The sequence below is a fragment of the Roseobacter sinensis genome, from assembly GCF_025755255.1.
Classification (GTDB): Bacteria; Pseudomonadota; Alphaproteobacteria; order Rhodobacterales; family Rhodobacteraceae; genus Roseobacter; species Roseobacter sinensis.
Genome location: NZ_JALIEB010000001.1, coordinates 245,222 through 271,773, shown reverse-complemented (window position 1 = coordinate 271,773; position 26,552 = coordinate 245,222). Strand labels below are relative to the sequence as shown.

Annotated in this window: 27 protein-coding genes; 10 read left to right on the top strand and 17 right to left on the bottom strand. The window is 62.5% G+C overall.

Going from position 1 to position 26,552, the window contains the following annotated elements; translation table 11 throughout:
- Positions 1-11: 11 nt before the first annotated feature.
- Together dnaJ and radC are read left to right on the top strand one after the other, a co-directional pair.
- Complete coding sequence (gene dnaJ, locus MUB52_RS01350; RefSeq protein WP_263842382.1) at positions 12-1,163, top strand: molecular chaperone DnaJ; 1,152 nt, start codon at positions 12-14, stop codon at positions 1,161-1,163.
- A 310-nt stretch (positions 1,164-1,473) separates the two neighbouring features.
- On the top strand, positions 1,474-2,235 hold the full coding sequence (radC, locus tag MUB52_RS01345) for a RadC family protein (RefSeq protein WP_263842381.1): 762 nt from the start codon (positions 1,474-1,476) through the stop codon (positions 2,233-2,235).
- Positions 2,236-2,238: 3 nt separating this feature from the next.
- On the opposite strand, the gene MUB52_RS01340 is transcribed toward radC, so the two are convergent.
- Positions 2,239-3,798, bottom strand: coding sequence for a phosphate ABC transporter substrate-binding/OmpA family protein (locus tag MUB52_RS01340; RefSeq protein ID WP_263842380.1), 1,560 nt, complete (start codon positions 3,796-3,798; stop codon positions 2,239-2,241).
- Positions 3,799-3,921: 123 nt separating this feature from the next.
- Complete coding sequence (secA, locus tag MUB52_RS01335; protein WP_263842379.1) at positions 3,922-6,630, bottom strand: preprotein translocase subunit SecA; 2,709 nt, start codon at positions 6,628-6,630, stop codon at positions 3,922-3,924.
- A 172-nt stretch (positions 6,631-6,802) separates the two neighbouring features.
- Between secA and MUB52_RS01330 the strand changes: the two genes are divergently transcribed.
- The 4 genes from MUB52_RS01330 to MUB52_RS01315 all read left to right on the top strand — a co-directional run bounded on the left by MUB52_RS01330 (position 6,803) and on the right by MUB52_RS01315 (position 9,567).
- Positions 6,803-7,666, top strand: coding sequence for a peptidylprolyl isomerase (locus MUB52_RS01330; RefSeq protein WP_263842378.1), 864 nt, complete (start codon positions 6,803-6,805; stop codon positions 7,664-7,666).
- A gap of 6 nt (positions 7,667-7,672) precedes the next feature.
- Positions 7,673-8,899 carry a bifunctional glutamate N-acetyltransferase/amino-acid acetyltransferase ArgJ gene (gene argJ / locus MUB52_RS01325; RefSeq protein ID WP_263842377.1) on the top strand — a complete coding sequence of 409 codons (1,227 nt, stop codon included), beginning with the start codon at positions 7,673-7,675 and terminating at the stop codon, positions 8,897-8,899.
- A gap of 4 nt (positions 8,900-8,903) precedes the next feature.
- Positions 8,904-9,302, top strand: a complete 399-nt coding sequence (locus tag MUB52_RS01320) for a (deoxy)nucleoside triphosphate pyrophosphohydrolase (protein ID WP_263842376.1) — start codon at positions 8,904-8,906, stop codon at positions 9,300-9,302.
- A gap of 130 nt (positions 9,303-9,432) precedes the next feature.
- Positions 9,433-9,567 carry a hypothetical protein gene (locus MUB52_RS01315; RefSeq protein ID WP_263842375.1) on the top strand — a complete coding sequence of 45 codons (135 nt, stop codon included), beginning with the start codon at positions 9,433-9,435 and terminating at the stop codon, positions 9,565-9,567.
- A 75-nt stretch (positions 9,568-9,642) separates the two neighbouring features.
- Here MUB52_RS01315 and infB read toward each other — a convergent pair whose 3' ends face one another.
- The 6 genes from infB to pip all read right to left on the bottom strand — a co-directional run bounded on the left by infB (position 9,643) and on the right by pip (position 16,966).
- Complete coding sequence (infB, locus tag MUB52_RS01310) at positions 9,643-12,117, bottom strand: translation initiation factor IF-2 (RefSeq protein WP_263842374.1); 2,475 nt, start codon at positions 12,115-12,117, stop codon at positions 9,643-9,645.
- A gap of 9 nt (positions 12,118-12,126) precedes the next feature.
- Positions 12,127-12,747, bottom strand: coding sequence for an RNA-binding protein (locus MUB52_RS01305; protein WP_263842670.1), 621 nt, complete (start codon positions 12,745-12,747; stop codon positions 12,127-12,129).
- 22 nt (positions 12,748-12,769) lie between these two features.
- Entirely contained in the window at positions 12,770-14,389 is a 1,620-nt protein-coding gene (gene nusA, locus MUB52_RS01300) for a transcription termination factor NusA (RefSeq protein ID WP_263842373.1), read from the bottom strand.
- Positions 14,390-14,968, bottom strand: coding sequence for a ribosome maturation factor RimP (gene rimP / locus MUB52_RS01295; protein ID WP_263842372.1), 579 nt, complete (start codon positions 14,966-14,968; stop codon positions 14,390-14,392). It lies immediately after the preceding gene.
- A gap of 133 nt (positions 14,969-15,101) precedes the next feature.
- Complete coding sequence (locus MUB52_RS01290; RefSeq protein ID WP_263842371.1) at positions 15,102-15,989, bottom strand: ABC transporter substrate-binding protein; 888 nt, start codon at positions 15,987-15,989, stop codon at positions 15,102-15,104.
- 5 nt (positions 15,990-15,994) lie between these two features.
- On the bottom strand, positions 15,995-16,966 hold the full coding sequence (pip, locus tag MUB52_RS01285) for a prolyl aminopeptidase (RefSeq protein ID WP_263842370.1): 972 nt from the start codon (positions 16,964-16,966) through the stop codon (positions 15,995-15,997).
- A gap of 48 nt (positions 16,967-17,014) precedes the next feature.
- On the opposite strand from pip, the gene ubiG reads away from it, so the two are divergent.
- Positions 17,015-17,761, top strand: a complete 747-nt coding sequence (gene ubiG / locus MUB52_RS01280; RefSeq protein WP_263842369.1) for a bifunctional 2-polyprenyl-6-hydroxyphenol methylase/3-demethylubiquinol 3-O-methyltransferase UbiG — start codon at positions 17,015-17,017, stop codon at positions 17,759-17,761.
- Between the two features lie 141 nt (positions 17,762-17,902).
- Here the strand turns inward: ubiG and MUB52_RS01275 are convergent, their stop codons facing one another.
- From MUB52_RS01275 to MUB52_RS01260, 4 genes are read right to left on the bottom strand one after another with little or no spacing between them, the layout of a single operon-like run.
- A complete protein-coding gene (locus MUB52_RS01275; protein ID WP_263842368.1) occupies positions 17,903-18,346 on the bottom strand; it encodes a MarR family winged helix-turn-helix transcriptional regulator in 444 nt (147 codons plus the stop codon).
- Positions 18,346-19,176 (bottom strand): carbon-nitrogen hydrolase family protein, encoded by an 831-nt coding sequence (locus tag MUB52_RS01270; protein ID WP_263842367.1) that lies wholly within the window; start codon positions 19,174-19,176, stop codon positions 18,346-18,348. The genes MUB52_RS01275 and MUB52_RS01270 overlap by 1 nt, the downstream gene beginning before the upstream one ends.
- Positions 19,176-19,433 carry a glutaredoxin 3 gene (gene grxC / locus MUB52_RS01265; protein ID WP_263842366.1) on the bottom strand — a complete coding sequence of 86 codons (258 nt, stop codon included), beginning with the start codon at positions 19,431-19,433 and terminating at the stop codon, positions 19,176-19,178. Before grxC ends, MUB52_RS01270 begins: the two co-directional genes overlap by 1 nt.
- A gap of 36 nt (positions 19,434-19,469) precedes the next feature.
- Positions 19,470-20,201: a ComF family protein gene (locus tag MUB52_RS01260; protein ID WP_263842669.1), complete on the bottom strand. Its 732-nt coding sequence runs from the start codon at positions 20,199-20,201 to the stop codon at positions 19,470-19,472.
- A 15-nt stretch (positions 20,202-20,216) separates the two neighbouring features.
- Here MUB52_RS01260 and MUB52_RS01255 point away from each other — a divergent pair, with 15 nt between their 5' ends.
- A complete protein-coding gene (locus MUB52_RS01255) occupies positions 20,217-21,029 on the top strand; it encodes a methyltransferase domain-containing protein (RefSeq protein ID WP_263842365.1) in 813 nt (270 codons plus the stop codon).
- A gap of 55 nt (positions 21,030-21,084) precedes the next feature.
- Positions 21,085-22,155 (top strand): ferrochelatase, encoded by a 1,071-nt coding sequence (hemH, locus tag MUB52_RS01250; protein ID WP_263842364.1) that lies wholly within the window; start codon positions 21,085-21,087, stop codon positions 22,153-22,155.
- Positions 22,156-22,273: 118 nt separating this feature from the next.
- Here the strand turns inward: hemH and MUB52_RS01245 are convergent, their stop codons facing one another.
- Together MUB52_RS01245 and MUB52_RS01240 are read right to left on the bottom strand one after the other, a co-directional pair.
- Positions 22,274-22,450 (bottom strand): hypothetical protein, encoded by a 177-nt coding sequence (locus MUB52_RS01245; RefSeq protein ID WP_263842363.1) that lies wholly within the window; start codon positions 22,448-22,450, stop codon positions 22,274-22,276.
- 140 nt (positions 22,451-22,590) lie between these two features.
- Entirely contained in the window at positions 22,591-23,202 is a 612-nt protein-coding gene (locus tag MUB52_RS01240; protein ID WP_263842362.1) for a L,D-transpeptidase, read from the bottom strand.
- 167 nt (positions 23,203-23,369) lie between these two features.
- Here MUB52_RS01240 and MUB52_RS01235 point away from each other — a divergent pair, with 167 nt between their 5' ends.
- Positions 23,370-23,897: a CAP domain-containing protein gene (locus MUB52_RS01235; RefSeq protein ID WP_263842361.1), complete on the top strand. Its 528-nt coding sequence runs from the start codon at positions 23,370-23,372 to the stop codon at positions 23,895-23,897.
- Positions 23,898-23,900: 3 nt separating this feature from the next.
- On the opposite strand, the gene MUB52_RS01230 is transcribed toward MUB52_RS01235, so the two are convergent.
- The 3 genes from MUB52_RS01230 to MUB52_RS01220 form a co-directional block, all read right to left on the bottom strand.
- On the bottom strand, positions 23,901-24,401 hold the full coding sequence (locus MUB52_RS01230; RefSeq protein ID WP_263842360.1) for a L,D-transpeptidase family protein: 501 nt from the start codon (positions 24,399-24,401) through the stop codon (positions 23,901-23,903).
- Between the two features lie 85 nt (positions 24,402-24,486).
- Positions 24,487-25,266 carry an ion transporter gene (locus MUB52_RS01225; protein WP_263842359.1) on the bottom strand — a complete coding sequence of 260 codons (780 nt, stop codon included), beginning with the start codon at positions 25,264-25,266 and terminating at the stop codon, positions 24,487-24,489.
- Between the two features lie 17 nt (positions 25,267-25,283).
- Positions 25,284-26,513 (bottom strand): class I SAM-dependent RNA methyltransferase, encoded by a 1,230-nt coding sequence (locus tag MUB52_RS01220; RefSeq protein WP_263842358.1) that lies wholly within the window; start codon positions 26,511-26,513, stop codon positions 25,284-25,286.
- Positions 26,514-26,552 lie beyond the last annotated feature (39 nt).

Below are 26,552 nucleotides of genomic sequence, written 5' to 3'. Positions count from 1 at the left end.
GGGACTTTCGAATGGCAAAACGTGACTACTACGACGTGCTGGGTGTCGCCAAAGGTGCGTCGGCGGACGAGATCAAGAAAGGCTACCGCCAGAAGGCGAAAGAGCTGCATCCCGACCGCAACAAGGACAACCCAAACGCCGAGGCGCAATTCAAGGAGGCCAACGAGGCCTACGAGGTTCTGAAGGACGCCGAGAAGAAAGCAGCCTATGACCGCTTCGGCCATGCGGCCTTCGAAGGCGGCATGGGCGCCGGTGGCCGTCCGGGTGGCGGCTTCGGCGGCGGCCAAGGCGATTTCAGCTCAGCCTTCTCTGACGTCTTCGACGATCTCTTCGGCGACTTCATGGGCGGCGGACGCGGCGGCGGCAGGCAACGCGCCGCGCGCGGGTCGGACTTGCGCTACAACCTGCGCGTCACACTCGAAGAAGCCTTCAGCGGCTTGCAGAAGACCATCAATGTCCCCACCTCGGTCAGCTGCGACAGCTGCAAGGGCTCCGGCGCCGAAGGTGGGGCCGAGCCGACGTCCTGCCCCACGTGTTCGGGCATGGGCAAGGTGCGCGCGCAGCAGGGCTTCTTCACGGTGGAGCGCACCTGCCCGACCTGCTCCGGCCTTGGCCAGATCATCAAGAACCCCTGTACCACCTGCAAGGGCGCGGGCCGGGTGGAGAAAGATCGCGCGCTCAGCGTGAATATCCCGGCGGGGGTCGAGACCGGAACGCGCATTCGCCTCGCCGGTGAAGGCGAAGCCGGCATGCGGGGCGGGCCCTCGGGCGATCTCTACATCTTCATCGACGTGACCGAACATGCGCTCTTTTCGCGGGAAGGCAGCAACCTCTTCTGCCGGGTGCCGGTGTCCATGGCCAAGGCGGCTCTGGGTGGATCGATCGAAGTGCCGACCATCGACGGCGGGCGCGGGCGCGTCCAGATCCCGGGCGGCAGCCAGTCGGGCCGCCAGATGCGGCTGCGTGGCAAGGGCATGCCAGCCCTGCGGGGCGCGGGCTCGGGTGATATGTTCATCGAACTTGCCGTGGAGACGCCGGTGAACCTGACAGCCCGTCAGAAAGAGCTGCTGGCCGAGTTCGAAGAGCTGTCGGAGAACAACAACCCCGAGACCTCGAGCTTCTTTTCCTCCGTCAAGAGCTTCTGGGATTCCATGAAGGGGTGATCTGGCTCCCTGGAAGCGCTCCAGTGGAGCGTTTCGCCAGATCACGGGCGGAGCCTCGATACGTCGTCCGCCCACCCTCATCTCTAACCATCGACCAAAGGTGGCCTGAAAGCCCACCTCACCTGCCGGTCCACAGGTCCGTGCTGGCAGGTGGGGTGGGCTTTCAGGCCACCCCTGGTGTTGTGCCTCCCCCAGATTTGACCGTGCGTGCGCACCGATGTGATGCCGACGTTCGACAGACGGCCCGCCGACGACCGTTTGGCGGTCGCGGTTAACCAAACAGAAACCATGAGTCCGCACAGTCCGAGCCATGAGTCGTGATCCCCACACCTTTGCCGAATCGACACTTCCGTTCCTTCTCGACGAAGCCGAACCGGTGCCTCTGCCAAATGGGACCACACCGTCCTACATCGCCGATCACCGCCAGCGGCTGCGCCATCGGTTCATGCAGGGTGGCGCGGCGGCCATGCCCGACTACGAGTTGCTGGAGCTGGTCCTGTTCCGTGCCATCCCTCGCCGCGATGTCAAACCGCTGGCCCGGGCGCTGATGGACCGCTTCGGCGATTTCAACCGCGTCATTACGGCGCCGCCCGAGCGGCTGCGCGATATCTCGGGTGTCGGGGACGCAGTCATCACAGAACTGAAAATCGTCGAAGCGGCGGCCCAACGCATGGCCCGCGCCCGCGTGATCCAGCAAAATGTGGTCAGCAGCTGGGACGCGCTGCTCGATTACTGTCACACCACCATGGCGCATCGGGAGACGGAGCAATTCCGCGTGCTCTATCTCGACCGCAAGAATGTGGTCATCGCGGATGAGGAACAGGCCAAGGGCACCGTCGATCACGTGCCGGTCTACCCCCGCGAGGTCGCAAAGCGCGCGCTGGAGCTCAATGCCAGTGCGTTGATTCTGGTGCACAATCATCCTTCGGGAGATCCGACGCCCTCACAGGCAGATATCGCCATGACCGATCAGATCAACACCGCCTGTCTCGCGCTCGGGCTGACCCTGCACGACCATCTGATCATCGGGAAATCGCGCGAACTCAGCTTTCGCAGCGAAGGCTACATCTGAGGCTTAGCGCACCCAGACCTCGACGCGGCGGTTCGTCAGCCGACCCCAGGCACTGCCATCGCAGGCCATCGGCATCGCTTCACCAAAGGCGTCGATCTCGAGCTGCACCTGATTGATGTCCGCCGTTTCCGCGGCCTCGACAACCGCACGGCGCACCGCTTCGGCCCGCTGCAGGGCGATGCTCTTATTGGCGATGGCCGGTCCCTCTCCATCGCTGAACCCGACGAAGAGCAGCTTGCGCGCATCATAGCCCCCCTGTTCCAGCTCGCGCGCCAACTGCTGCACGTTCGAGCGCGACTGCGCATCCAGACGCGCCGACCCGGTCTCGAACCGAAACGATGTTGTGAGCCGCTTCATCGGTGAGAGCACGCCAACCATGCGCTGCAGCTCGGTCAAGGGTACCTCACCGCCCGCGGCCGCGATGGCATTCGCCAGCCGGTTGCCCTGATCGTCGACCGGCACCTCCTCGGGCGCCTGATCGACAAATCCCGCCCGCCGGATCACGATCTGCGCCGATGGCCCACGGGTATAGGCGAGAAACTCGCGCGCGATCTTAGGCAGGCGTCGCGCGGGCAGATAAAGGAACATCGGCGCCGTGAGCGGGTAGTCTTCCGTCTTGATGGTCCGCCGGGTCGCGCGCAGGGCTCGCCCGCATGGGCCGGTAAGCGTCAGGGCCTGGGCATCGCCCACCTCCGCGAAACTGACGACGCCCAGCGCAAACGCATCCTCCGCGACCCGTTGCGACAGCTCGATGCCGCGGGCATGACGGGTGATGTTGGGCGACATCTGAAACCCCGCCGGGATGATGATCTTGTCTTCGATGGCCTGCCCCAGCCCGGTTTTCTGAACCGGGGCATGCAGGCTGATCGGGGCGTCCGGTCCGCCCAGCTCGGACCAGTTGGTGATCTGCCCCGCGTAGATCCGCGCCAGCTCCAGCGGCGAGATCTGCCGCACCGGATTGTTCGGTGCAACGATCGGTACAATGCCGTCGAGTGCCACGACACGGCTGCGATTGTCGCCGGTCAGATCGCCCAGGCCCGCCTCCTCGGCCCGCACCTGTTCCTGGGCCCGGATCTCGCGCAGGGCCATTACGATATCCGCCTCATTCGCGAGGAGGTCGGCAAAGCCTTCATCCGTATTGGTCACCCGAAAGGAGAAGACCGCCGCGCGTTTCCCGGTTGCCTCATCGGACAGATGATAGCTGAAATGGGTCTTGTCCTCGACGACGCGGCGGGCCCTGTATCCATTGCGGAGGGCGAAACCTTCGACCAGCGCGGGCATCAGAATCGCGCCCATGGCTGCGGAGCCCGAGATGCTCAGTTCGGCCACGAAGTCCTGAAGGTTGGGGCAACCCGGTCCATCGCAGAGCACGCCCGACCCATCCACCGTCAACTCGCCATAGACCGTGTCGAGGCGATAGAACTCGCCATCAAAGCCCAGAAGCGTGCCCGTCAGCTCGATGCTGCCATCACGAGAGGTGAGGGTGACATCCTGCGCCTGGGCCGGATGCAGCAGAACAGACAAACACAGTGCGGCACAGGTCGCCGCACGCCGCAATTGCATGTAGAGCCCCTCGATGCCAGATCACGTCGCCCGTGACTTTCGGGTCTTGTGACGAAGAATTCAACACCAGAACGCCGCCGCTTGCGCCTGGCCGGATCATCCAGGTCATCGGGCGGTAAATCCCTAGATCAGTCGCCCGTGGCAATGCTTGAATTTCTTGCCCGACCCGCAGGGGCATTGCTCGTTTCGTCCGGGATTTCCCCAGGTCGACGGATCGCCTTCCACGAAGCCTTCGGCAGCGCCGGCTTGCGCGTCGGAAGGGGCGGTGGCACCCGCGGCGACAGCGGCAGCCGTCGCTTGCGCAGCTTGCTGGGCGCGGATCTGTTCGAGCATCTGGCGCTGCTCTTCTTCGGACAGCGGGCGGATCTGGGCGAGTTTCTGGGTTACATCGGCACGCAGGCTGTCCAGCATGCCTTCGAACAATTGGAACGACTCGTTCTTGTACTCGTTCAACGGATCGCGCTGCGCATAGCCTCGGAACCCGACGACCGAGCGCAGATGCTCGAGCGTCAGAAGATGCTCGCGCCATTTCGTATCGATCACCTGAAGCAGCAACTGCTTCTCGATGTTGCGCATGTTCTCCGAGCCGAATTGCTCGGCCTTCTCCGACATGAACTGATCCGTGGCCTGGACCAGCCGCTCGCGGATAGCCTCGTCGTCGACCCCTTCCTCCTCGACCCAATCCATCACCGGAACGTCGACGCTGAGCTGCTCCCTGACCGCGGTGTTCAGCCCTTCGGCATCCCATTGATCCGCGTAGGTGTTGGGCGGCAGGTACTGGTCGATCATGTCATCGATCACCTGGTGCCGCATGTCGGTCGTGATTTCGCTGAGGTCCGCGGCCTCCATGATGTCGCGGCGCTGGGTGAAGACCACCTTGCGCTGCTCGTTCATCACGTCGTCGAATTTCAGCAGCTGCTTGCGAATGTCGAAGTTGCGGCCTTCGACCTTGGCCTGCGCCCGCTCCAACGACTTGTTCACCCATGGGTGCACAATGGCTTCACCCTCTTTGAGACCAAGCGTGGTGAGCACTTTTTCAAGCCGCTCGGATCCGAAAATCCGCATCAGATCGTCCTCGAGGCTGAGATAGAAGGACGAGCGCCCCGGGTCACCTTGCCGGCCCGACCGGCCGCGCAGCTGGTTGTCGATGCGGCGGCTTTCGTGCCGTTCGGACGCCAGAACATAGAGCCCCCCCGCGTCGAGCACCTTGGCCTTCTCACCGGCATGCTCGGCCTCGACCTTCGCGCGGATCGCTTCGGGGTCGGCCTCAGGGTCTGCGGCGATGGCGTTCATCACCTGCATATCGACGTTGCCGCCCAGCTGAATGTCGGTCCCGCGACCGGCCATGTTCGTCGCAATCGTGACAGCTCCGAACTTGCCCGCATCCGCAACAATCTGCGCCTCCTGCTCGTGCTGACGCGCGTTCAGAACGTTGTGCGGGATACCGGCGTCCTTCAGCATCTTGCTGAGCACTTCGGATTTCTCGATCGAGGTGGTGCCGACGAGCACGGGCTGCCCCTTGGCGTTGCTCTCCTTGATCTGTTCGAGCATGGCAGCGTATTTCTCGCGCACCGTGCGATAGACCTGATCGTCATCATCGACCCGTGCAATGGGCTTGTTGGTCGGCACTTCGATCACGCCAAGGCCGTAGATCTCTTGGAATTCCTCGGCTTCCGTGAGCGCGGTCCCGGTCATGCCCGCCAGCTTGTCGTACAGCCGGAAGTAGTTTTGGAAAGTTACAGAGGCCAACGTGACGTTCTCGGGCTTGATCGACACGCCTTCCTTGGCCTCGATGGCCTGATGCAACCCATCCGACAGACGCCGCCCGGCCATCATGCGGCCGGTGAATTCGTCGATCAGCACCACATCGTCATCACGCACGATGTAGTCCTTGTCGCGCTGAAAGAGCTTATGGGCGCGCAGACCCTGGTTGATGTGGTGCACCACGGTGGTGCTTTCCGGATCATAGAGCGTCTGACCCTCTTCCAGCAGACCGCGTTGGCGCAACAGGTCTTCGAGGAATTCGTTGCCCTCATCCGTGAAGGTGACGTTGCGGGTCTTTTCGTCGAGCTCAAAGTGCTCATCTGCCAGCTCGGGGATGACGGTGTCGATGACCTTGTACATGTCCGACCGGTCCTGGGACGGGCCGGAGATGATCAGCGGAGTCCGCGCCTCGTCGATCAGGATCGAATCGACCTCGTCCACAATCGCGAAATTGTGGTGCTTCTGGAAAATCTGGCTGAGCTCGGACTTCATGTTGTCGCGCAGATAATCGAAGCCAAGCTCATTGTTGGTCGCATAGGTAATGTCGCTGCCATAGGCCGTGCGCTTGGCCTCTTCGGTCATATCCGCATGCGCGACACCGGTGGTCAGCCCCAAGGCGCCGAAGACCTGACCCATCCAGGCCGCGTCGCGCTTGGCGAGGTATTCGTTGACCGTCACGATATGCACGCCCTTGCCAGTCAGCGCATTGAGATAGGCCGCGAAGGTCGCGGTCAGGGTCTTGCCTTCACCTGTCTTCTGCTCGGCGATATTGCCCTGATGCAGGAACACTGCCGCCATGAGCTGGGTGTCGAAGGCCCGCAGACCCAACGCCCGGCGCGCCGCCTCGCGGCAGTTGGCGAAGGCGTCCGGGAGCAGGCTGTCGAGGCTCTCGCCATCCAGCGCGCGCTTGCGCAGCTCTTCCGTCTTCTCCTTGATCCCGTCGTCGCTGAGCGTTTCGAAGTCCGGTTCGAGGGCGTTGATCTTGTCAATCAGGGGGCGGGTCGCTTTGACTTTCCGGTCATTCGGAGTCCCGAAGACCTTTTTCGCGAGTGTTCCGATGCCCAGCATGCGTTCTCCAGCCGAAGTTCAAGTATTGGCGCTGATCTGCTTGCTCGTCTGCGACACAGCCCATAGATAGAGGTGAACGCAACACCCTGGCCGCGTCCATACGGCGATGTAAGGGTCACGCGAAACCGTGTCAATGTCGCGCTCAGGAGCGACGCAGCCCAAGGACAAATCCATGCAACACACCCTCGGACTTCTGGCGAGCGCCGCGCTCGTGGCGTGCCTCGCCTCGGTATCCTTGGCGCAGGACACAAGCGAGACCGAAGAGCCGAACGCGGATACGGTCGTGGCGACAGTCAACGGTGTCGAGATCACCCTCGGCCATATGATTGCGGCCCGCGCAACCTTGCCCGCGCAGTATCAGCAGCTCGATGACAAGGTGCTCTACGACGGAATTCTCGAACAGCTCGTGCAGCAAAGCGCGCTGGCGCAGACCTATGAGGGAGAGACGCCGCTGCGCATCACCAAGGCGCTGGAGAATGAAGAGCGGTCGCTGGTCGCGGGTGAGGTCGTGGAAGGCGTGCTTCAGGATGCGATCACCGACGAGGCCTTGCAAGACCTCTATGACCGGCAGTTCGGCGATGTCGATCCCGAAGAGGAGTACAACGCCTCGCATATTCTCGTTGAAACCGAGGAAGAGGCCATAGCCGTCAAGGAAACCGTGGATGGGGGCGCCGACTTTGCGGCGACCGCGCGCGAAAAGTCCATTGGCCCGTCGGGTCCCAATGGCGGCGAGCTTGGCTGGTTCAGCTCGGGCATGATGGTGCCCGCGTTCGAGGCGGCGACAATCGCGCTCGGCGTCGGCGAAGTGTCGGACCCGGTGCAGACGCAATTCGGCTGGCACATCATCAAGCTGAACGAGACGCGCCAGGCCGAGATCCCCACGCTTGAGGATGTTCGCGCCGAGCTGACCCAGGAGCTGAGCCAGATCAAGGCGCAGGAGGCGATCCGCTCGGCAACCGAGTCCGCCGATGTTCAGGTGCGCGCGGATGTCGAGATCGACCCCACGATCCTGAAACAGACCGATCTTCTGGACTGACTTCCAATGGCGAAGATCACGGCTGTGTCGCCGCTGGCCCCGGAGAGCTTTCCGTCCTTGCCAGTGATCGACGGTGTGCAATTTGCAACGATTGCTGCGGGCGTACGGTACCAGGGCCGCGAAGACGTGATGCTGGCCAAGCTGGCACCGGGCACTGCGATTGCAGGGGTGTTCACGACATCGGCCACCCGGGCTGCGCCGGTGCTCGACTGTCAGGCCAAACTGGGTGGTCCGTCTGAGGCGGGCGCTGCGATCCTCGTCAACTCCGGCAATGCAAACGCCTTTACCGGGCGCAACGGCACAGACGCCGTGCAGGCGATTGCCACTGCGACAGCATCCGCATGCGGCGTGCCGGCGGCGCGCGTTTTCACCTGCTCGACCGGCGTGATTGGAGAGCCGCTGCCGTTCGACAGGATCACAGCGCATCTGCAACGGCTCTCCGAAAGCGCGGCAGCCGACGGCATCGTGGCTGCAGCCCGCGCGATCATGACAACCGATACCTTCCCGAAAGGCGCCACCGCGGTGGTGGAGACCCCTCGGGGCCGGGTGAAGATCGCCGGGATCGCAAAGGGCTCGGGCATGATCGCGCCCGACATGGCGACCATGCTGGCCTACATCTTCACCGATGCCCAAATCGGCCAGGCCGACCTGCAGGGGCTGGTCTCGTCGTATAATACAGAGACCTTCAACTGCATCACCGTAGACAGCGACACTTCGACCTCCGATACCCTGCTGGTCGCAGCAACCGGAGCCTCTGGCGTCGATGTCACAAACGATCCCGCCTTTGCGGCCGCGCTGAGATCCGTGATGCTGGAGCTTGCGCATCTGATCATCCGCGACGGTGAAGGCGCAACGAAATTCGTCGAAATCACGGTCAGCGGGGCCGCCAGCCCCTCGGACGCGAAGATCCATGCCTTGTCGATCGCGAATTCACCACTGGTGAAGACCGCAATCGCCGGAGAGGATCCCAACTGGGGCCGGATCGTCATGGCCGTCGGCAAGTCCGGCGCTGCGGCAGATCGCGATCTGTTGTCGATTCGCTTTGGGGATGTGGTGGTGGCCGAAAAGGGCTGGGTCAGCGCGGGATACGACGAGGCCGCCGCAGCCGCCCATATGAAGGGCCAGAACCTGTCGATCGCCGTCGATCTGGGCCTCGGTGCCGGCGAAGCCACGGTTTGGACCTGCGACCTCACGCATGGCTATATCGATATCAACGCTGACTACCGATCCTGATCTCATGAAGACTGTTCTCGTTTCCGCCGTAGCGCTCATCGATATCGACGGCCGTGTCCTGATTGCGCAGCGGCCAGAAGGGAAATCCATGGCCGGTTTGTGGGAATTTCCAGGTGGCAAGATTGAGCCGGGCGAGACGCCCGAGTCGGCGTTGATCCGCGAATTGCATGAAGAGCTGGGGATTGACACCTGGCGCTCATGTCTCGCGCCGTTAACCTTTGCAAGCCACAGCTATGACGATTTTCATTTGCTCATGCCACTCTTTGCTTGCCGGAAGTGGGAAGGCACACCAATTTCCAAAGAAAATCAGAGCCTTAAGTGGGTCCGGCCGAACGAGCTGCGGGATTATCCAATGCCTGCGGCAGACCTGCCGCTGATCCCGATTTTGCGCGACTGGGTGTAAGTGCTAACGCGGAAGGCGGCACTGTTCGCGATTTTTCGCCTATAGGACGAATTCGCGTAATTTGTTTATGGTAATTTAACAAAATCGCGATAATTTTGACATAGTCATGATCCTGGGGAGGAGAACGACAATGTTACGCACGATCACTCTGGGGAGTGCTGTGTCGATTCAAGGGCTTTACGTTCGGGCGCTGCCGGATGGACGTATTGTCGTGAAAGTGGACGACACCAACTACGCTGGCGCACCGGTCACCAAAGCCGCCTAACGCACAAGCACTCGAACACTAAAAAAGGGGCGCAGCAATTACGCTGCACCCTTTTTTCGTTTTCAGAGTACCCGATCAGGTGAGTGTGCGCGTGATCTCTTCCCGCTCGAAGATCTCGATAACATCTTCGGCACGAATATCATCGTAGTTCTCGAACGCCATGCCGCACTCCTGTCCGGACTGCACCTCGGCCACTTCATCCTTGAAGCGCTTGAGCGTTTTCAACGTCCCTTCGTGAATCACGACGTTGTCGCGCAGCAGGCGCACACCGGCTGAGCGGCGCGCGACACCCTCGGTCACGAGGCAACCGGCAACTTTGCCAACACCAGTGACCTTGAAGACCTCCTTGATCGTCGCGTAACCGATGAAATTCTCGCGAATCTCGGCACTGAGCAGACCCGAGGCCGCTGCTTTCACATCGTCAACCAGGTCGTAGATCACCGAATAATAACGGATCTCGACGCCCTTCTGGTTCGCCGTGTTGCGGGCCGATGCGTTGGCGCGCACGTTGAAGCCCATGATCGGCGCACTGCTGGCCTCAGCCAGACCCACATCGGTTTCCGTAATGGCGCCCACGCCCGAGTGCAGCACGCGCACGCGCACCTCCTCGTTTCCGATCTTCTCCATCGCCTGAACGATGGCCTCGGCAGAGCCCTGCACATCGGCTTTGACGAGGATCGGCAGCTCGCTGACGTTCTCATCGGCCTTCGCGTTGGCCATGAGCTGCTCCAGCGTCGTCGCCGCACCAGCCGCCGCGCGTTTGTCCTTGGCCGCCTGTTCGCGGTAGGCGGCAATCTCACGCGCTTGCGCTTCGGTTTCGGTCACATTGAGGACGTCACCCGCTTCGGGCGTCCCGTTCAGACCCAGCACCTCGACCGGCACCGACGGCCCGGCTTCTTTCACGCGGTCACCCTTGTCGTTGATGAGCGCACGGACCTTACCGTATTGCTCCCCCACCACGAAGATGTCGCCTTGGCGCAACGTCCCGTTCTGCACCAGAACGGTGGCCACGGGGCCTCGGCCCACGTCAAGCTGCGCCTCGATCACCGCGCCAACAGCGGCGCGATCCGGGTTCGCCTTGAGCTCGAGGATCTCCGCTTGCAGCGCTATGGCTTCGAGCAGGTCATCGAGGCCCTGGCCGGAAATCGCAGAGACTTCGACGTCCTGCACGTCACCAGACATTTTCTCGACAATCACTTCGTGTTGCAGCAGATCGGTGCGCACCTTGTCCGGGTTGGCCTCGGGCTTGTCGATCTTGTTGATCGCCACGATCATCGGCACTTCAGCCGCCTTTGCGTGGTTGATCGCCTCAATGGTCTGCGGCATCACCGCGTCATCGGCAGCAACGACAAGCACAACGATATCCGTCACCTGCGCGCCGCGCGAGCGCATCGACGTAAAGGCGGCGTGGCCGGGTGTGTCCAGGAAGCTGAGCACCTGACCGCTGTCGGTTTTCACCTGATAGGCGCCGATGTGCTGCGTGATCCCGCCCGCTTCGCCCGCCACGACCTTGGCGTTGCGGATCGCGTCCAGAAGCGAGGTTTTGCCGTGGTCGACGTGGCCCATGATGGTGATGACTGGCGGACGCGGCTTGAGATCGTCCTCGGTGTCTTCGACCTCCTTGATCACATCCTCAACGTCAGCGTCAGAGACGCGAACCACCTTGTGGCCGAATTCCTCGACGATCAGTTCGGCAGTGTCCTGGTCGATGGTCTGGTTCTGCGTAACCATCATGCCGTTCTGCATCAGCGCCTTCACAACAGCGCCGACCTTTTCCGACATCCGGTTCGCCAGTTCCGAGACGATGATCGCTTCGGGCACCTGCACGTCACGCACGACCTTTTCGCGCTCGACCGGGCCCCCCATCGCCTTCTGGCGCGCCCGTTCCTGCTTGCGTTTCATCGCGGCCATCGAGCGTTGGCGCCCGCCTTCACCCCCGGCCAGCGCCTGGTTCAGCGTCAGCTTGCCCGAGCGGCGATTGTCGTCGCCGCCCTTGCCGCCGCGGCGGTTGTTGTCGCGCTCGCGGTCCTGCTGCTTGCGCGGCGCGCTGTCCGGCGCCTTGCTGCTCGGCTGGCGCGCGACCACCGGCTCTTCGACAGGCGCTGTCGCCGCCTTGGCGGCGGCTTCGGCTTCCTCTTTGCGGCGGGCATCTTCCTCCGCCTTTGCCTTCAGGCTTTCCTCGCGCTCGCGCTCGGCGCGCTCCTTCTCTTCCTGCTCAGCCCGGCGGCGCTCACGCTCCTCGGCGCGGGCCTTCTCTTCGGCCTGGCGTTCCGCAGCTTCCTCGGCTTCACGCGCCTTGGCGGCCTGAACCGCCTTCAGCCGGCGTTCCATCTCCGCATCGGAAATGCCCGCGGGCCGCTTCGACGGATCGCCCACCGTAGCGTTGCCGGATGTAGATTTCGCGGCACCAGGCTTCGGCACCACGACGCGCTTGCGCTTGGTCTCCACCACGACGTTCTTGGTCCGCCCGTGGCTAAAGCTTTGCTTTACGTTGCCCGGACGTGCGCCCCCGCGCAGACCCAATGTTTTCTTGCCGTCAGTATCGCTCATGAAGCTCGTCTATCCTTTCGAGTGGCCGCTGCCACCCTCCTTTACGCGCACGCCTTTTAACCGGTTGGCTTCCTCTACAACACGTTGCGTGAGTCCACCAGAGGCGAGCGCCCCATGTATCACAGTTTGACGTCCGAATGCCAAACCCAATTCATCCGCCGTGAGCCACCCGATGTAATGCCCATAGTGCGGTGTGCTCAATTTCGATTTCCCACGCCCCGATCCATCCACCGCCTGGATCAGAACCTGCGCCTCTTCCGTCTGCAGCCAGCTCTTGACCTTCTCATATCCCGCCACGGCCTTGCCCGCCTTGCGCTGCAGCGAAATCAGATCCACCACGCGCCGCGCCAGCTGCGTCTCAACCTCGTCAATCAGACCATCCGGCACGGTCACCGGCTGTTTCGCCCCGCGCGCAAAGAGCTTCTTGTCAACGGCCCTTTTCAGCGCCGACCGGTCGGCAGCCACATAAAACCCCCGCCCGGGCAGCTTGCCCAGAATATCGGGCACCACGCGGTCGTCCGGCCCCGCCACAAAGCGGATCAGCCCGTATTTGGGCTGCACCTCACCCGTGGCAATACACTTGCGGTCCGGGCCGTCACCGCGATTTTTTGGAACGCCCCCGCGACCCATCAGGCTCATCCGAGGCCTGAAATCAGGCCTCGGCCTCCTCTGTCTCGGCGTCGGCAAGCTCGTCTTCAGCCTCAGCTTCCAGATCCGCCGGATCGACCCAGCCGAGCATGATGCGCGCGGTCATGATCAGATCCTGCGCTTCTTCCAGCGAGACATCGAATGGCTCCAGAACGCCATCGTCCTTGACGCGCTCGCCATCAACGGTTGTCCAGCCGCCTGCCAGTTCCCAATCGGCGCAGGTGGCGAAATCTTCGAGCGTTTTCACGTCATCTTTAGCCAGCGCTTCAATCATTTGGGGTGTGAGCCCTTCGAATTCAACCAGGCTGTCCTCAACACCCAACGCCCGCGCATTGTCGAGAGCTGCCTTGTTCTGCGCATCGAGCACGTCCCGCGCCCGGGCCTGCAACTCGTTCGCAGTATCTTCGTCCACGCCGTCGATCACCAGCAATTCGTCAAGCTCCACATAGGCCACCTCTTCGAGATTGGTGAAGCCTTCCGAGACCAGAAGCTGCGCGAAGAACTCGTCAAGGTCGAGGTTGTCGACAAAGAGCTTGGTCCGCATCTCGAATTCGGCCTGACGGCGCTGGCTTTCCTGTTCTTCGGTCATGATGTCGATGTCGAGGCCGGTCAGTTGGCTGGCCAGCCGCACGTTCTGACCGCGGCGGCCGATGGCCAGGCTCAGTTGCTCCTCGGGCACGACCACTTCGATCTTGCCCGCTTCCTCGTCCAAAACCACCTTGCTGACCTCGGCGGGTTGCAGCGCGTTCACCAGGAACGTGGGCTGGTCTTCATTCCATGGAATAATGTCGATCTTCTCGCCCTGAAGCTCGTTCACAACCGCCTGCACGCGGGAGCCGCGCATACCAACGCAGGCGCCCACCGGGTCAATCGATCCGTCATAGGAGATCACGGCGATCTTTGCACGCGAGCCCGGGTCGCGGGCCACCGCCTTGATCTCGATGATACCGTCGTAGATCTCCGGCACTTCCATCTTGAAGAGCTCGGCCATGAACTCCGGCGCCGTGCGGCTGAGGAAGATCTGCGGACCGCGCTGCTCGCGCCGCACGTCCTTGATATAGACGCGGATGCGGTCGTTCGGGCGGTAGCTCTCGCGTCCGATTTTCTCGTTGCGACGGAGGATCGCCTCACCGGCGCCCACATCGACAATGACGTTGCCATATTCTTCGCGCTTGACGAGGCCGTTTATGATGGTGCCCGCGCGGTCCTTGAATTCCTCGTACTGACGATCCCGTTCGGCCTCGCGCACTTTCTGCAGGATTACCTGCTTGGCGGATTGCGCCGCGATCCGACCCATCTCCACCGGGGGCACTTCTTCCACATAGGTGTCGCCCACCTTCGGGTCGTCCAGATACTGCTTGGCCTGCTCCACCGTGAATTCAGCCTGGTAGTTCTCCAGCTCTTCGTCCTCGACCACGGTGCGCACACGGGTGAATGTCGCCTTGCCGGTCTTGCGGTCAATGGACACGCGGATGTCCATCTCGGCGCCATAGCGGGACTTGGCCGCGCGGGCGAGCGATTCCTCCATCGCCTCGACCACCAGACCGGGGTCGATCATCTTCTCGCGGGCCACGGCCTCGGCGGTTTGCAACAGCTCCAGCTGGTTTGCAGATGTGATTGCCATTTACAGGTCTCCCTCAGCAGACTGATCCGTCTGGATCTCGTCGAATTTCGTCTCGTCGATAGCGCCGCTTGCCTTACGCTGGCGCAGCATCTCCTTGATCAGGTCATCGGTGAGCACGAGTTTCGCGTCCGACAACCAGTCGAATTTCAGCCCGATCGTGCCCTCGGCCACATTGATCAGCACCTCGTCGCCCTCAACACCCGCCAACTCGCCCTTGAAGCGGCGGCGCCCGTCGATCATCTCGCCCGTCTCGATCTTGGCCTCATAGCCTTCGAACATCTCGAAGTCCTTCAGCCGGGTGAGCGGGCGGTCGATGCCGGGGCTGGACACTTCAAGCGTATATTCATCGAGGATCGGGTCCTCGACGTCGAGGATCGCGCTCACCGCCTGGCTGATCTCGGCACAATCATCGACCTCGATGCCGCCCTCGGGCTTGTCCGCCATGATTTGCAAGGTGGTCGATTTGCCCGACATCAGGCGCACGCGCACCAGTTCGAATCCCATGTCCTCGATCACCGGGGTGATGATCTCGGCCATGCGGCGGTCGATGGCGGCTTTTGCAATCAGGTCGTTGGTCATGTCGCTTTCAGGCACAAAAAAACGGGCGCGCGGCCCGTGTCGTGTTCCGGTGGAGCGTTTGGTGTGGACCCGAACGCACCGCTGTTATAGTGGATATACGCTCGGGGTAACGAGTCTGCAACCCCTGATCGCGTCAGCCCATCCACCACCGCTCGGCCGCCCGCAGATTGTCGAGCGGTGCATGCATGCCCACCGTGCTGGGCATCTGGACGTCTGTATGCACCGCGGCCGTGAGGTTCCGCGCATCGGGCAGCAGGGCGATGCGCGCCATCCCGTCCAGACCATGCCCTGCGGAAAGATCGGCGGCATCCACAAAGCCCTCGCGCAGGGCCTCGGCGCGGACCTCGTCCGCCGGGATCGAAACCAGTTCGACACTGTCGAACCAACCGGCCTCGCCGTCCTTGTAATGCGTCTCGACCCGCTCACCGATGACTTGCCGGCCGGGCAGAAAGCGGTGCAGGCGGTAAAGCCCGGTGCCGATCCCTTCGGCCATGGCTTGCGGCATACTGTCCGCCGGGTAGATCACCAGCTGCGGGGCAGAGAGGCGATAGGGAAAATCCGCGTCCGGTGCTGCCAGCGCAATCCGCACGCGCACCGGATCAATGGCTTCGATTCTTTCGATAGCCGCCAGACTCGTATTGCGATGCAACGCGAGCGAGGCAACAACATCCCCGGCGGTGAATGCCGCACCGTTGTGAAAGAGCACATCCGGGCGCAGGTCCAGCTCCCAGATGCGGGCATCCGCAGTGCCCCGCCACCCGGTCGCAAGCTCACCCCGCAGGGTGCCGTCCGCGCCAATCTGCGTGAGCGTGTCGAAGACCATGCCGGGCATCGCAACCTGCATGAAGAGCCCCTGGCGCAGGCGCGCGTCGAACCCATCGCTGCGCGTGGCACCCGAAAGCGCCAGACGCAACCGCCCGCCGCGCCGGGGCTGCGGGCCTGCGGAGACGCCGGTCGCCGCCAGCAGGGCGGCCGCCGCACCCGAGGCAAAGAGCGCCCGACGGTCGATATGCCGCGTCACCCGCTTCACTTGCCTGCAATCCCGTCCATGGTGCGCACCAGCTCGGCGCTGATTCCCGGCTCGGAGAGGGCGTGCCCGGCGTTTCGGACCATCTTCAGATCCGCATTCTCCCAGCGTTGCGCCAGCTCATAGGCGCTGTTGGGCGGGCAGATCATGTCGTAGCGTCCCTGTACGATCACGCCGGGGATATGCGCAATCCGCCCCATATGAGCGAGGATCTGTCCATCAAACTCCAGAAATCCGCCGTTCGAGAAGTAGTGATTCTCCAGCCGCGCGAAGGCGCGGGCATAGTCGCCGGGGCTTTCACCGGTCGAGCCCGACGAATGGATCGAGGCAAGCGCATTCTCCCAGGATGACCAGGCCTTGGCGTACCGTGTCTCGAGGCTGATATCGCCCGAGAAGAGCCGCCGGTGGTAGGCTTCGATCAGATCGCCCTGCTCGTCTTCGGGGATCAGCGCAGTGAAGCGCGCCCAGACCTCTGGCCAGAACTTGCCCGCGCCACCGCCATAGAACCAGTCGAGCTCGGCGCGGGTCATCAGGAAGACACCGCGCAGCACGATGTGCCGCACATGATCGGGATGCGCCTGGGCATAGATCAACGCGAGCGTCGCCCCCCAGCTGCCACCGAAGACGATCCAATGCTCGATCTCCAACTCGCGCCGGATCAGCTCGATATCATCGACCAGATGCCAGGTGGTGTTGTGCGTGACGCTCGCATGAGGTCGCGACCGGCCACAGCCACGCTGATCAAACAGGATCACACGGTACACCTCGGGATCGAAGTAACGCCGCATCGCCGGGCTGCACCCACCGCCCGGGCCGCCATGCAGGACGATCACGGGAATACCCTGGGGGTTGCCGCATTGCTCCAGATAGACCTTGTGGCCCTGGCCAACGTCGATCATCCGCTGATCGAAGGGGTCGATCGGCGGGTAGAGGTATTGGACTGCGCGCTTTTGGTCCGAGAATTTGTCCATTACGGGCCTATATAATACGAAAATGCACTTGAGCACATGGAGATCAGAATGCAAGCGCCACAGACCACTGTTGACCCCTCCGAGATCGCAAAATTCGAGGCGATGGCGGCGGAGTGGTGGGATGAGAACGGGAAGTTCAAACCGCTGCACATGCTGAACCCCTGCCGGCTGGACTATATCACGTCGCAGATCGCGGCCGAATTCGACCGCGATCTGAAATCCGATGCGCCATTCAAGGGGCTGCGCATCCTCGACATCGGCTGCGGCGGCGGGCTGCTGGCCGAGCCGATGGCGCGTCTTGGCGCGGATGTTGTTGGCGCCGATGCCGCCGCGCGGAACATCCCCGTGGCCCAGATCCATGCGGAGCAGTCGGGGTTGGCCATCGACTATCGTCACACCACCGCCGAAGACCTGGCCGAGGCGGGCGAGCAGTTCGACGTGGCGCTCAACATGGAGGTGGTCGAGCATGTGGCCTCGCCCATCGACTATCTGACCGCCTGCCAGAAGCTTCTGAAGCCCGGCGGTCTCCACATCTGCTCGACGCTGAACCGCAACCCGAAGTCCTATGTGATGGCGATCATCGGGGCCGAGCATGTGATGCGCTGGCTGCCCAAGGGAACGCATGAGTGGTCGAAGTTCATCACGCCGGATGAGCTCTATGGACTGCTCGGCAAAGCGGGGCTCGACCCGGTGGACCGCAAGGGGTTCGTCTTCAATCCGCTCTCGTGGTCATGGCGGCTGTCGGATCGAGACCTGAGCGTGAACTACGTGACCGCCAGTGTGAAGCCCGCCTGATCCACCGGCAATTGCAAGCACCAAACCTCTGATCCGGCGCGCCCAGCCAGCATCGCTGGCCAGCGCCCGCCCCCCTTCGATGGGGGGAAGGGCGCTTCCCCGCCGCCGGGCCGAACATCTGAACACAACGACAGACGGAGGTTAGGCCTCCTCACCCAGCTGACGGCGCATTTCGCGCAAAATGGGCAGCGCTTCTCGCACCTGTGAGTCGCCCAGTTTTTCGACCACCTGGTTGATCAGCGGGGTGATCGAGCCCACGGCATGATCCCGCGCCTGCCGTCCCGCCGGGCTGATCGCCACCATCTTGCGCCGCGCATCGTCCCAGTCGGGACGGATGTGCACATAACCTGCCCACTCCAGCTTGCTGAGCGTGTTGGTCATGGCGCCGCGGGTCACATGAAACGTCTCTGCCAATTGTGCCGGTGTGCGCTCATCCATCGTGTGCGCAAGATGGTTCAGCACCGAAAAATGCGAGATTTCCATACCCTTGGGCAATACCTTGCTCAGCCGCGCGCGGACCATCTGGTCCGCCGCCAGCACTTCGCTGAAAAGCGCGATGGCCAAGGCATTTCGGTCTTCGTTCATCAGGGTCCGTCGAAGGATCGTGCATTCGCAAGGCTGGGCACACGGCCCCGTGCCTTGGCCACTTCTCCCATATCGAGGTCTGTCATGTAAACGCCCGGGTCAGCGCCTGCGTCCATTTGGATCTCGCCCCAAGGGGCGACGACAAGCGAATGCCCATAGGTCTTGCGGGTCTTGTGGCTTTGGCTCGCGTGTTCACCGGTTTGCGCAGGAGCCAGGACAAAACACCCGGTCTCGATGGCGCGGGCGCGCAGCAGCGCGTGCCAATGTGCGGCACCAGTCACCGGCGAGAAGGCCGCCGGGACCGTCAGGATCTGCGCCCCTGCATTCGCAAGCGCGGCATGCAGCTTGGGAAACCGCAGGTCATAGCAGATCGTCAGGCCGATGGTCGCGAAGTCCGTCTGCGCGAGAACCGCCTGCCCGCCCGGACGATAGCCTTCGGATTCGCGCCAGGTCTCTTCCGGTGTCACATCCACATCGAACATGTGGATCTTGTCGTAGCGCGCAACCACGTCGCCCTGCGGATCGATCATGAAGGACCGGTTGGCAAACCGCCCGTCGGCGTCGCCCGTCTTCAGCGCCAGCGAGCCGATCAGCAGCCAGATGCCATGCGCCTTGGCCTCGGCGCGCAGGGCCGCCAGCGTGATGTCCTCCTCTTCGAACTGGAGAATAGCGTTCTGGTGCGACCGGCTCGTCGAGATGCAATTGGTGACTTCAGGGGTCAGAACGAACCGGGCGCCCTCGGCCGCTGCCTGTCGAACCAGCGCACGCGTCATCTCCAGATTGGCGGCGGGATCGTCCGAGACGTTCAACTGCAGGAGTGCGGTCTTCATCAGGCCGCCAGAAGCGCGTCGAGTTTTCCGGCCCGTTCCAGCGCGTAGAGGTCGTCACATCCGCCGACGTGGATATCGCCGACAAAGATCTGCGGCACGGTGCGCCCACCATTGGCGCGCTGGATCATCTCCGGCTTGCGGCTCGGGTTGGCCAGTACATCAACCTCGGAGAAGGTCACGCCCTTCTGGGTCAGCAAGCGCTTGGCTGCATGGCAAAAGCCGCAGAGCGGCGAGGTGTAGATTTCGACGGGCTTCATTGGTGGTCCTCATGGCACGACGCGTTTGTGAGGAATTTAGGCATCCTTCACCGTACGTGCCAGTGTCACCACGTATACCGGTCCTGATCCCGCTGCAATACAGGCATCAGCCGCAACGGCCAGCGTCGCCCCCGAGGTCAAAACATCGTCGACGATCAGGACGGGCCGCGCGACCAGACGGTGCCGCCGACGCGGATGCACCGCGATGGCCCCCTTGACCGAGGAAAACCGCACCTCGCGCGTCATGCCTTCCATCGGCGGCGTCCGCCGGGGCCGTTGCAAAAGGTCCGGGCAGACGGGCAGCCCAGTGTGTCGTGCAAGGGCCTGTGCCAGAAGGGCGGCCTGATTGTAGCGCCGTTTGACCATGCGCGTCCAATGCAGCGGCACGGGCGCGATGATCATGTTGTCCTTGGGGATATCCGCCATCGCCTGCGCCATCCATTGCGCGGCGGGCTTTGCGATCTCCTGCCGGTCACCGTGTTTCAGTGCCAGCACCAGCCGGCGACCGTTGTCCTTGTAAATCAGCGCCGAGCGGCCGCGGGTCCAGGGGCGCGGGCTGCGCATGCAATCGTCGCATGTCAGCGTCTCGGACCGATCCTCGCCCGGCAGAGGCAGCCCGCAGGCATCGCAGATCGACCCGCCAATGAACAGGGTGTCGCGCCAGCAGGCGCCACAGAGGCCAAAATCACTCATGACCTTGTCGCCGCACCCCAGGCAGCGGGGTGGGTAGATCGTCGAAACCGCCGTTTGAAAACTAAACGCCACCAGCCTATTTTCCCCTTCATGGAAGACCCGAAACCCCTGACCGATGTCACCGCGTTGCAGCAGCATCGTGACCGTGCCACGGCTCTGTTCCTGCAAGAGATGGCGGCGGACGAAATCCAAGATCGCCTCTCCATGGTTAACAGGTCGTTTACATCGCCCGCCGTGGTCACGCCTTTTCGCACAGTCTGGGAGATGTATTTGCCGCAGGCGGTGATCTGCCCTGAGGCGGATCACTTGGCACTGGAGACGGGCGCGCATGATCTCGTCGTGCATGCGATGGGGCTGCATTGGGCCAACGATCCGGTGGGCCAGCTGATCCAGTGCCGTCGCGCGCTCAAGCCCGACGGCATGCTGCTGGCCGCCACGCTGGGCGGGCAGACGCTTCAGGAACTGCGCAGCTGCCTTGCGCAGGCCGAGATCGCGCTGTGCGGTGGGCTGTCGCCGCGCATCGCGCCCATGGGCGAAATCCGCGATCTGGGTGCGCTGTTGCAGCGCGCCGGGCTTGCGTTGCCCGTGGCAGATAGTCTCACCCTCACGGTCGAGTATCGCGACACCGTGCACCTGATGCACGACCTGCGCGCGATGGGCGAGGGCAACGCGCTGGTGGCGCGCTCGCGAACGATCTCCAACCGGCAGCTTTTCGATGAGACCTCAAGGCTCTATATCGAGCATTTCGCGACCGGATCCGGCCGCTTGCCCGCCACCTTCGAGATAGTCTTCCTGACCGGCTGGGCACCGGACGAAAGCCAGCAAAAACCGCTCAGACCGGGCTCGGCGAAGCAGCGCCTCGCTGACGCCCTGTCGGTTCCGGAAACACCCCTGCCCGATTGACGCTCGTGTAAAACCGTCTATCTGAGGATCATATTCGTTGCACAAGGACTCCCCGATGCTGGACAGCAGCGCCTCGACGCCCGTGAAAGTTCGCCCGACACATGCCAAGGACGATCACCCCGAGATCGCGCTGCCCAAGATCGGTGTGCTGCTGGCGAACCTGGGCACGCCGGACAACTACGACTACTGGTCGATGCGCCGCTATCTCAACGAGTTTCTCTCCGACCGCCGCGTCATCGACTACAGCCCGTGGATCTGGCAACCGCTTCTGCAGTTGATCATCCTCTCGAAGCGTCCGTTTTCCAGCGGGGCGGCCTATAAGTCCATCTGGAACGAAGAGGCAGGCGAGAGCCCTCTCATGACCATCACCAAGGCGCAAACAGAGAAGATCAAGACCGAGATGCTCAAACGACACGGCAGCGAGGTCATGGTTGATTTCTGCATGCGCTACGGCAACCCGTCGACACGTTCAAAAGTGGCCGAAATGACGGCTGCGGGCTGCCGGAAGATTCTCTTCTTCCCGCTTTATCCGCATTATGCCGGTGCGACCTCGGCCACTGCGAACGATCAGTTCTTCCGGGCGCTGACCTATGAGAAATGGCAGCCTGTGACCCGCACGGTCGAGCCGTACTACGACCGGACCGACTATATCGAGGCCCTGGCCCAGTCGATCGAACGCAGCTATGCGACGATGGAGACGAAGCCCGACATCCTCGTCTGCTCCTATCATGGCGTCCCGATCCGATACCTGATGGAGGGCGACCCCTACCATTGCCAGTGCCAGAAGACGACGCGGCTGCTGAAGGAACGTCTGGGCTGGTCGGACACCGAGATCACCACCACTTTCCAGTCGAAGTTCGGCCCCGAAGAGTGGCTGCAACCCTATACGGTCGAGGAAGTCGCGCGGCTGGCCGAGGCCGGAAAGAAGAACATCGCCGTTTGCGCGCCTGCCTTCTCGGCGGACTGCATCGAGACGCTTGAAGAGATCAACGAAGAGATCAAGGAGAGTTTCGAGGAGGCGGGCGGCGAGACCTTCACCTATATCCCCTGCCTCAACGATGATGACGCGCACATCACGGCCCTGTCGAACGTGATCGACGACAATCTGAAGGGATGGCTGCGCTAGGCTGTCGAGCGAGACGGCTCAGACAACGCCAGGATCAGGCTTGGCTGGCACCAACGGCCAGACATGAAAAAAGGCGGCGCAGAACGCACCGCCTTTTCTATGCGATACTGTCGTCCGATTAGGAGACAGCTGCGGCGACGATGATCAGCAGCAGGATCGGCAGCAGCACGCCTGTGGACGAGCTTTCTGCTTCTTCGACGACCACCGGTGCTTCAACGACCGGCTCGGCCAGCGAACCGGCGTATGCTGTCGATGCGGCAGCTGTCAATGCAGCAGCGAGAACGAGTTTCTTCATGTCATAACCTCCAGAATCGGCGAACCACGCATAGCGATAGAACGCACCAAAGACTTACCTCGTGATTTTCGGTAAAGCATCATAACGTGATGTTTGCAAACTCGATTCTGGAATCGATCAGCAGATCGGGACCAATGTCGTCAAATAAGCAACACTTGTGTTCCGACCTTCGTAAGCGCGTAAAGCTCCGCGATATGCTCGTTGTAAAGCCCGATACAGCCGTTCGACGATTGCCGCCCGATTTTCCGCGTATCATGCGTGCCGTGAATACGATAATAGGTCCAGCTGAGATAAAGTGCGTGTGTTCCCATAGGGTTATCTGGCCCCGGGGGAATAAACTCGGGCCATTCCGGGTTGCGCTTCAGCATCGAGGGGGTCGGGCGCCAGCTGGGGCCTTCGACCTTACGCACCACCTTGGTCCGGCCGCGGCGCGTCAGCTCCTCAGTCAGTGGCACGCTCGAGGGATACAGCTTGTAGAAGCTTTCATCTTCCGACCAATAATGCAGCGCTCGGCTGTCGATATCGACCAAGACGGCACCGTTTCTCAGGTTCGAGAAATAAGGTCGCCAGTCCAGTGTCCGGAAGCTCGATATGTTGCGGCGGACCGACTCGCTGAGATCACGCTCGCCTTGCGTCGTTGCCGCAGAGTTCACCGCGGTTGCGTCCTGCGCAATCGCCGGTGTCGCCAGCATCGCCGCACCGCCTGCCAGAAACGCGCGGCGGCTCGGACCTTTAAAACCTTTCACAGACATCAAATGCCTCCAATATGCACGGACTCGTGTCCAGACCTGCGCATTTTATTGCGCGAAAGCCGCAGTCGCAAATCAAACACTTGTCATCAGAACTTCCTGGCTTGATGTGCGTTTGAATTGCAACGTGCCGCAGGGTATGCGGTAACCTAACGTTCTGGGAGTGCAAAATGATCCGTCTGATTTCGATTTTCATGGCGCTTGGGCTGACGCTCGCCGCCTGTGGGCAGGGCCCGGTGGCGTCGGATGGATCAAGCGGGGGCCAGATCTACCGAATCAGCCGTGGCGATACCGGCAAGATACAATTCCGTATGCTTGATTCCGTCAATGCACTGCGCAGTGCCTCCGGCCAAGCCCCGCTGGAGCTGGATCCGAAGCTGAACGCGGCCGCCGCGACACATGCCCGCGACATGTCGATTCAGAACCGACCCTGGCATTTCGGCTCCGATGGCTCCTCCCCGATCGACCGGGTGCAACGGGTCGGCTACGCTGGCAAACTCGTGGGCGAGAACATCTCGGAAACCTACGAATCCGAACTTGAGACCCTGGCGGCCTGGATGGAAAAACCCGATACGCGCCGGGTGATCCTGTCGCCGGACGCAACGCAGATGGGCTTTTCCTGGTTTCAGGAGAGCAACGGCAAGATCTGGTGGACACTCGTTACGGGCAGCAGCACTCTTGGGGCCGGCCCGGTCTGACCGTCAGGCGTTCAGAACGATCAGCGTGTCGTCCGGTACCATCGCATAGATCTCCTCGATCTCGTCGTTGGTGACCGCGATACAACCCCAGGTCCAGTCGCCTTTCCCCGTGCGGAACGCGCTCTTCTGTCCATGGATGAAGATGTCGCCGCCCGCGGATTTGCCCACGGCTTTGGCCGCGGCCACATCGTTCACGTTCGGATAGGAGATGCCGAGCGAGAGGTGAAACTCCGAGTTCGGATTGCGGCGGTCGATCCGGTACACGCCTTCCGGTGTCCGCCCGTCCCCTTCGAACTGCTTGTGCCCGACCGGTGCGAAGCCAAGCTGGATGTCATAGCTTTTCAGCAGCGACTCGTGATGCAGAAGATGCATCCGCCTCTGCGCCTTGTTCACCACCACATAGGTGACTTCCGGCCCGTCGTACCTGCGAAATTTCGAACTGCCTGCGCACCCGCCCAGCGCCAACGCGGCGGCGGTGGTCGTAATCAAGTCTCTGCGACGCATCTTTTACTGCCCCATGTGTCTTTTCGACGTTCTGCTCTTTTGACACGGCTACCATGGAAAAATGGTTAAATATCTCACAAATTTGTCATTTATCCGATTTTTCGTCCAGACGTTTCTCGATTGCAATGAGACGGGTCAGCACCTCGTCGCGGTAGGCATCCGTGACCGCGCCCGCTTCCTCCTGATGGGCGTCCTGCATCGAGTTCACGATCAGACCGACCAGAAGGTTCACCACCGCGAAGGTGGTGATCATGATGAAGGGCACAAAGAAGGCCCAGGCATAGGGATAGACCTCCATGACCGGCCGGACGATGCCCATCGACCAGCTTTCCAGCGTCATGATCTGGAAGAGCGTGTAGCCGCTCAAGGGAAGCGAGCCGAACCAGTCCGGAAAGCTCGCAGCAAAGAGCTTTGTCGCGATCACCGCGCCGATATAGAAGATGATCGCCATCAACAGGAACACACTGGCCATGCCCGGCAGCGCGGTCACGAAGCCTTCGACCACCCGGCGCAACCGCGGAGCAACCGAGATCACGCGCAGAACCCGAAGGATCCGCAGCGCCCGCAGCACCGACATGGTCTGCGAGCCGGGGATGAGCGCCGCCGTCACGATCGCCAGATCAAAGAGGTTCCAGCCGCTTTTGAAGAATCGGGTGCCGCGCGCGAAGATCTTCAGCAGAAGCTCGGCGATGAAGAACCCCAGACAGGCGGTATCGAGGGCGACAATCAAGGGGCCCGCCTGCGCCATGAGGGTCGGTGAGGTCTCCATACCCAGAAGAACGGCGTTGAAGATGATCACGGCTATGACCATGTTCACCACCCAGGTCTGATCCAGCCAGACATCCAGTCTCTGCCGCAGCGTCATCTGCCTCTCCTCATTCATCAACCGCGCATATGGGGCGATGTGAAGCAGGCGACAAGCTCCACATGTGCGGACCAGCGGAATTGGTCCACGACTTGTAGCCAATCGAGAGTAAAGCCCGCGTTGACCAGCGCGCGGGCGTCCCGCGCAAAACTCACCGGGTTGCACGAGACGTAGGAGATGCGCGGCACCTCAGCACGCGCCAGCTCGGCGACTTGTGCCTCGGCCCCGGCCCGCGGGGGATCGAGCACCACGGCCCCGACCCCGCGCAGCTCGTCCGGCAAAAGCGGCCTGCGAAAGAGATCGCGCACCTCGGTCGTCACCCGTTTCAGCCCTTCAGCGGTGCGCCAGCCCTGGTCGAGCGCCGCGATCATGTCGGCCTCGCCCTCCACCGCGTGCACATCCGCGTCGCGTGCGAGCGGCAGCGCAAAGGTGCCGCATCCGGCGAAGAGATCAATGATCCGGCCGGCCCCTTCGGTGATCTCCTGCACAGCCCGGCGCAAGGCGGCCTCGCCATGGGTGGTCGCTTGCAGGAAGGCGCCAGGCGGCGGGGTCACCAAGATCCCATCGAACCTGTGCACCGGCGGCTGTTGCATCGCGATCAGCTCTCCGTCCCAGGAGAGGCGGGCCAGATCCAGCTTTGCGCAGGCGGCCGCGAGTTGCTGGCGCAAAGGTCCGTCCAAGGGTTTGCCCTGGCTCACCGCCACGTCGAGCCCGGTCTCCGTCACCGTGACCAGGACCGAGAGCGCGGTCTTCCGGCTGGCGCCGATCGTCGCAAGGGTCTCGGCCACCTCCGGCCCCCGGCGCAGCGCCGGATCGATCAGCGTGCACCCAGGGATGGACACGATGGTGTCTGACGCCCGCCCGTGGAACCCGGCCAAGGCCCCTTTCTTCGTCCGCCGCGCTGCAAACCCGGCCCGCCGCCGCGATCCGGCCGGCGAGGTCTGGATCGGGCGAAAGGCCGCCTCGAGCCCCTGCGCCGCCAAGGCGCGGCGGACCACGTCGACCTTCCAGTCTGCCACGAAGCCATCATCCGCGTGCTGCAGCTGGCAGCCACCGCAGGCGCGAAAGTGGCGGCAGGGCGCAGACACGCGCCGGTCCGAGGGCTGCTGCACCTTGATGTCCATCAGCCGTTGGCCCTCAAGCGTGCCTGTCACCACCTCACCGGGCAGCGTGAGCGGCGCAAAGACGGGGCCGTCGGCAACACCGTCCCCCTGCAAGCCCAGATGTCTGATCGTGTAGTCCGTCATGGCACAGGCCTTACGGCAGGGTGTGGTGCGGAAAAAGCC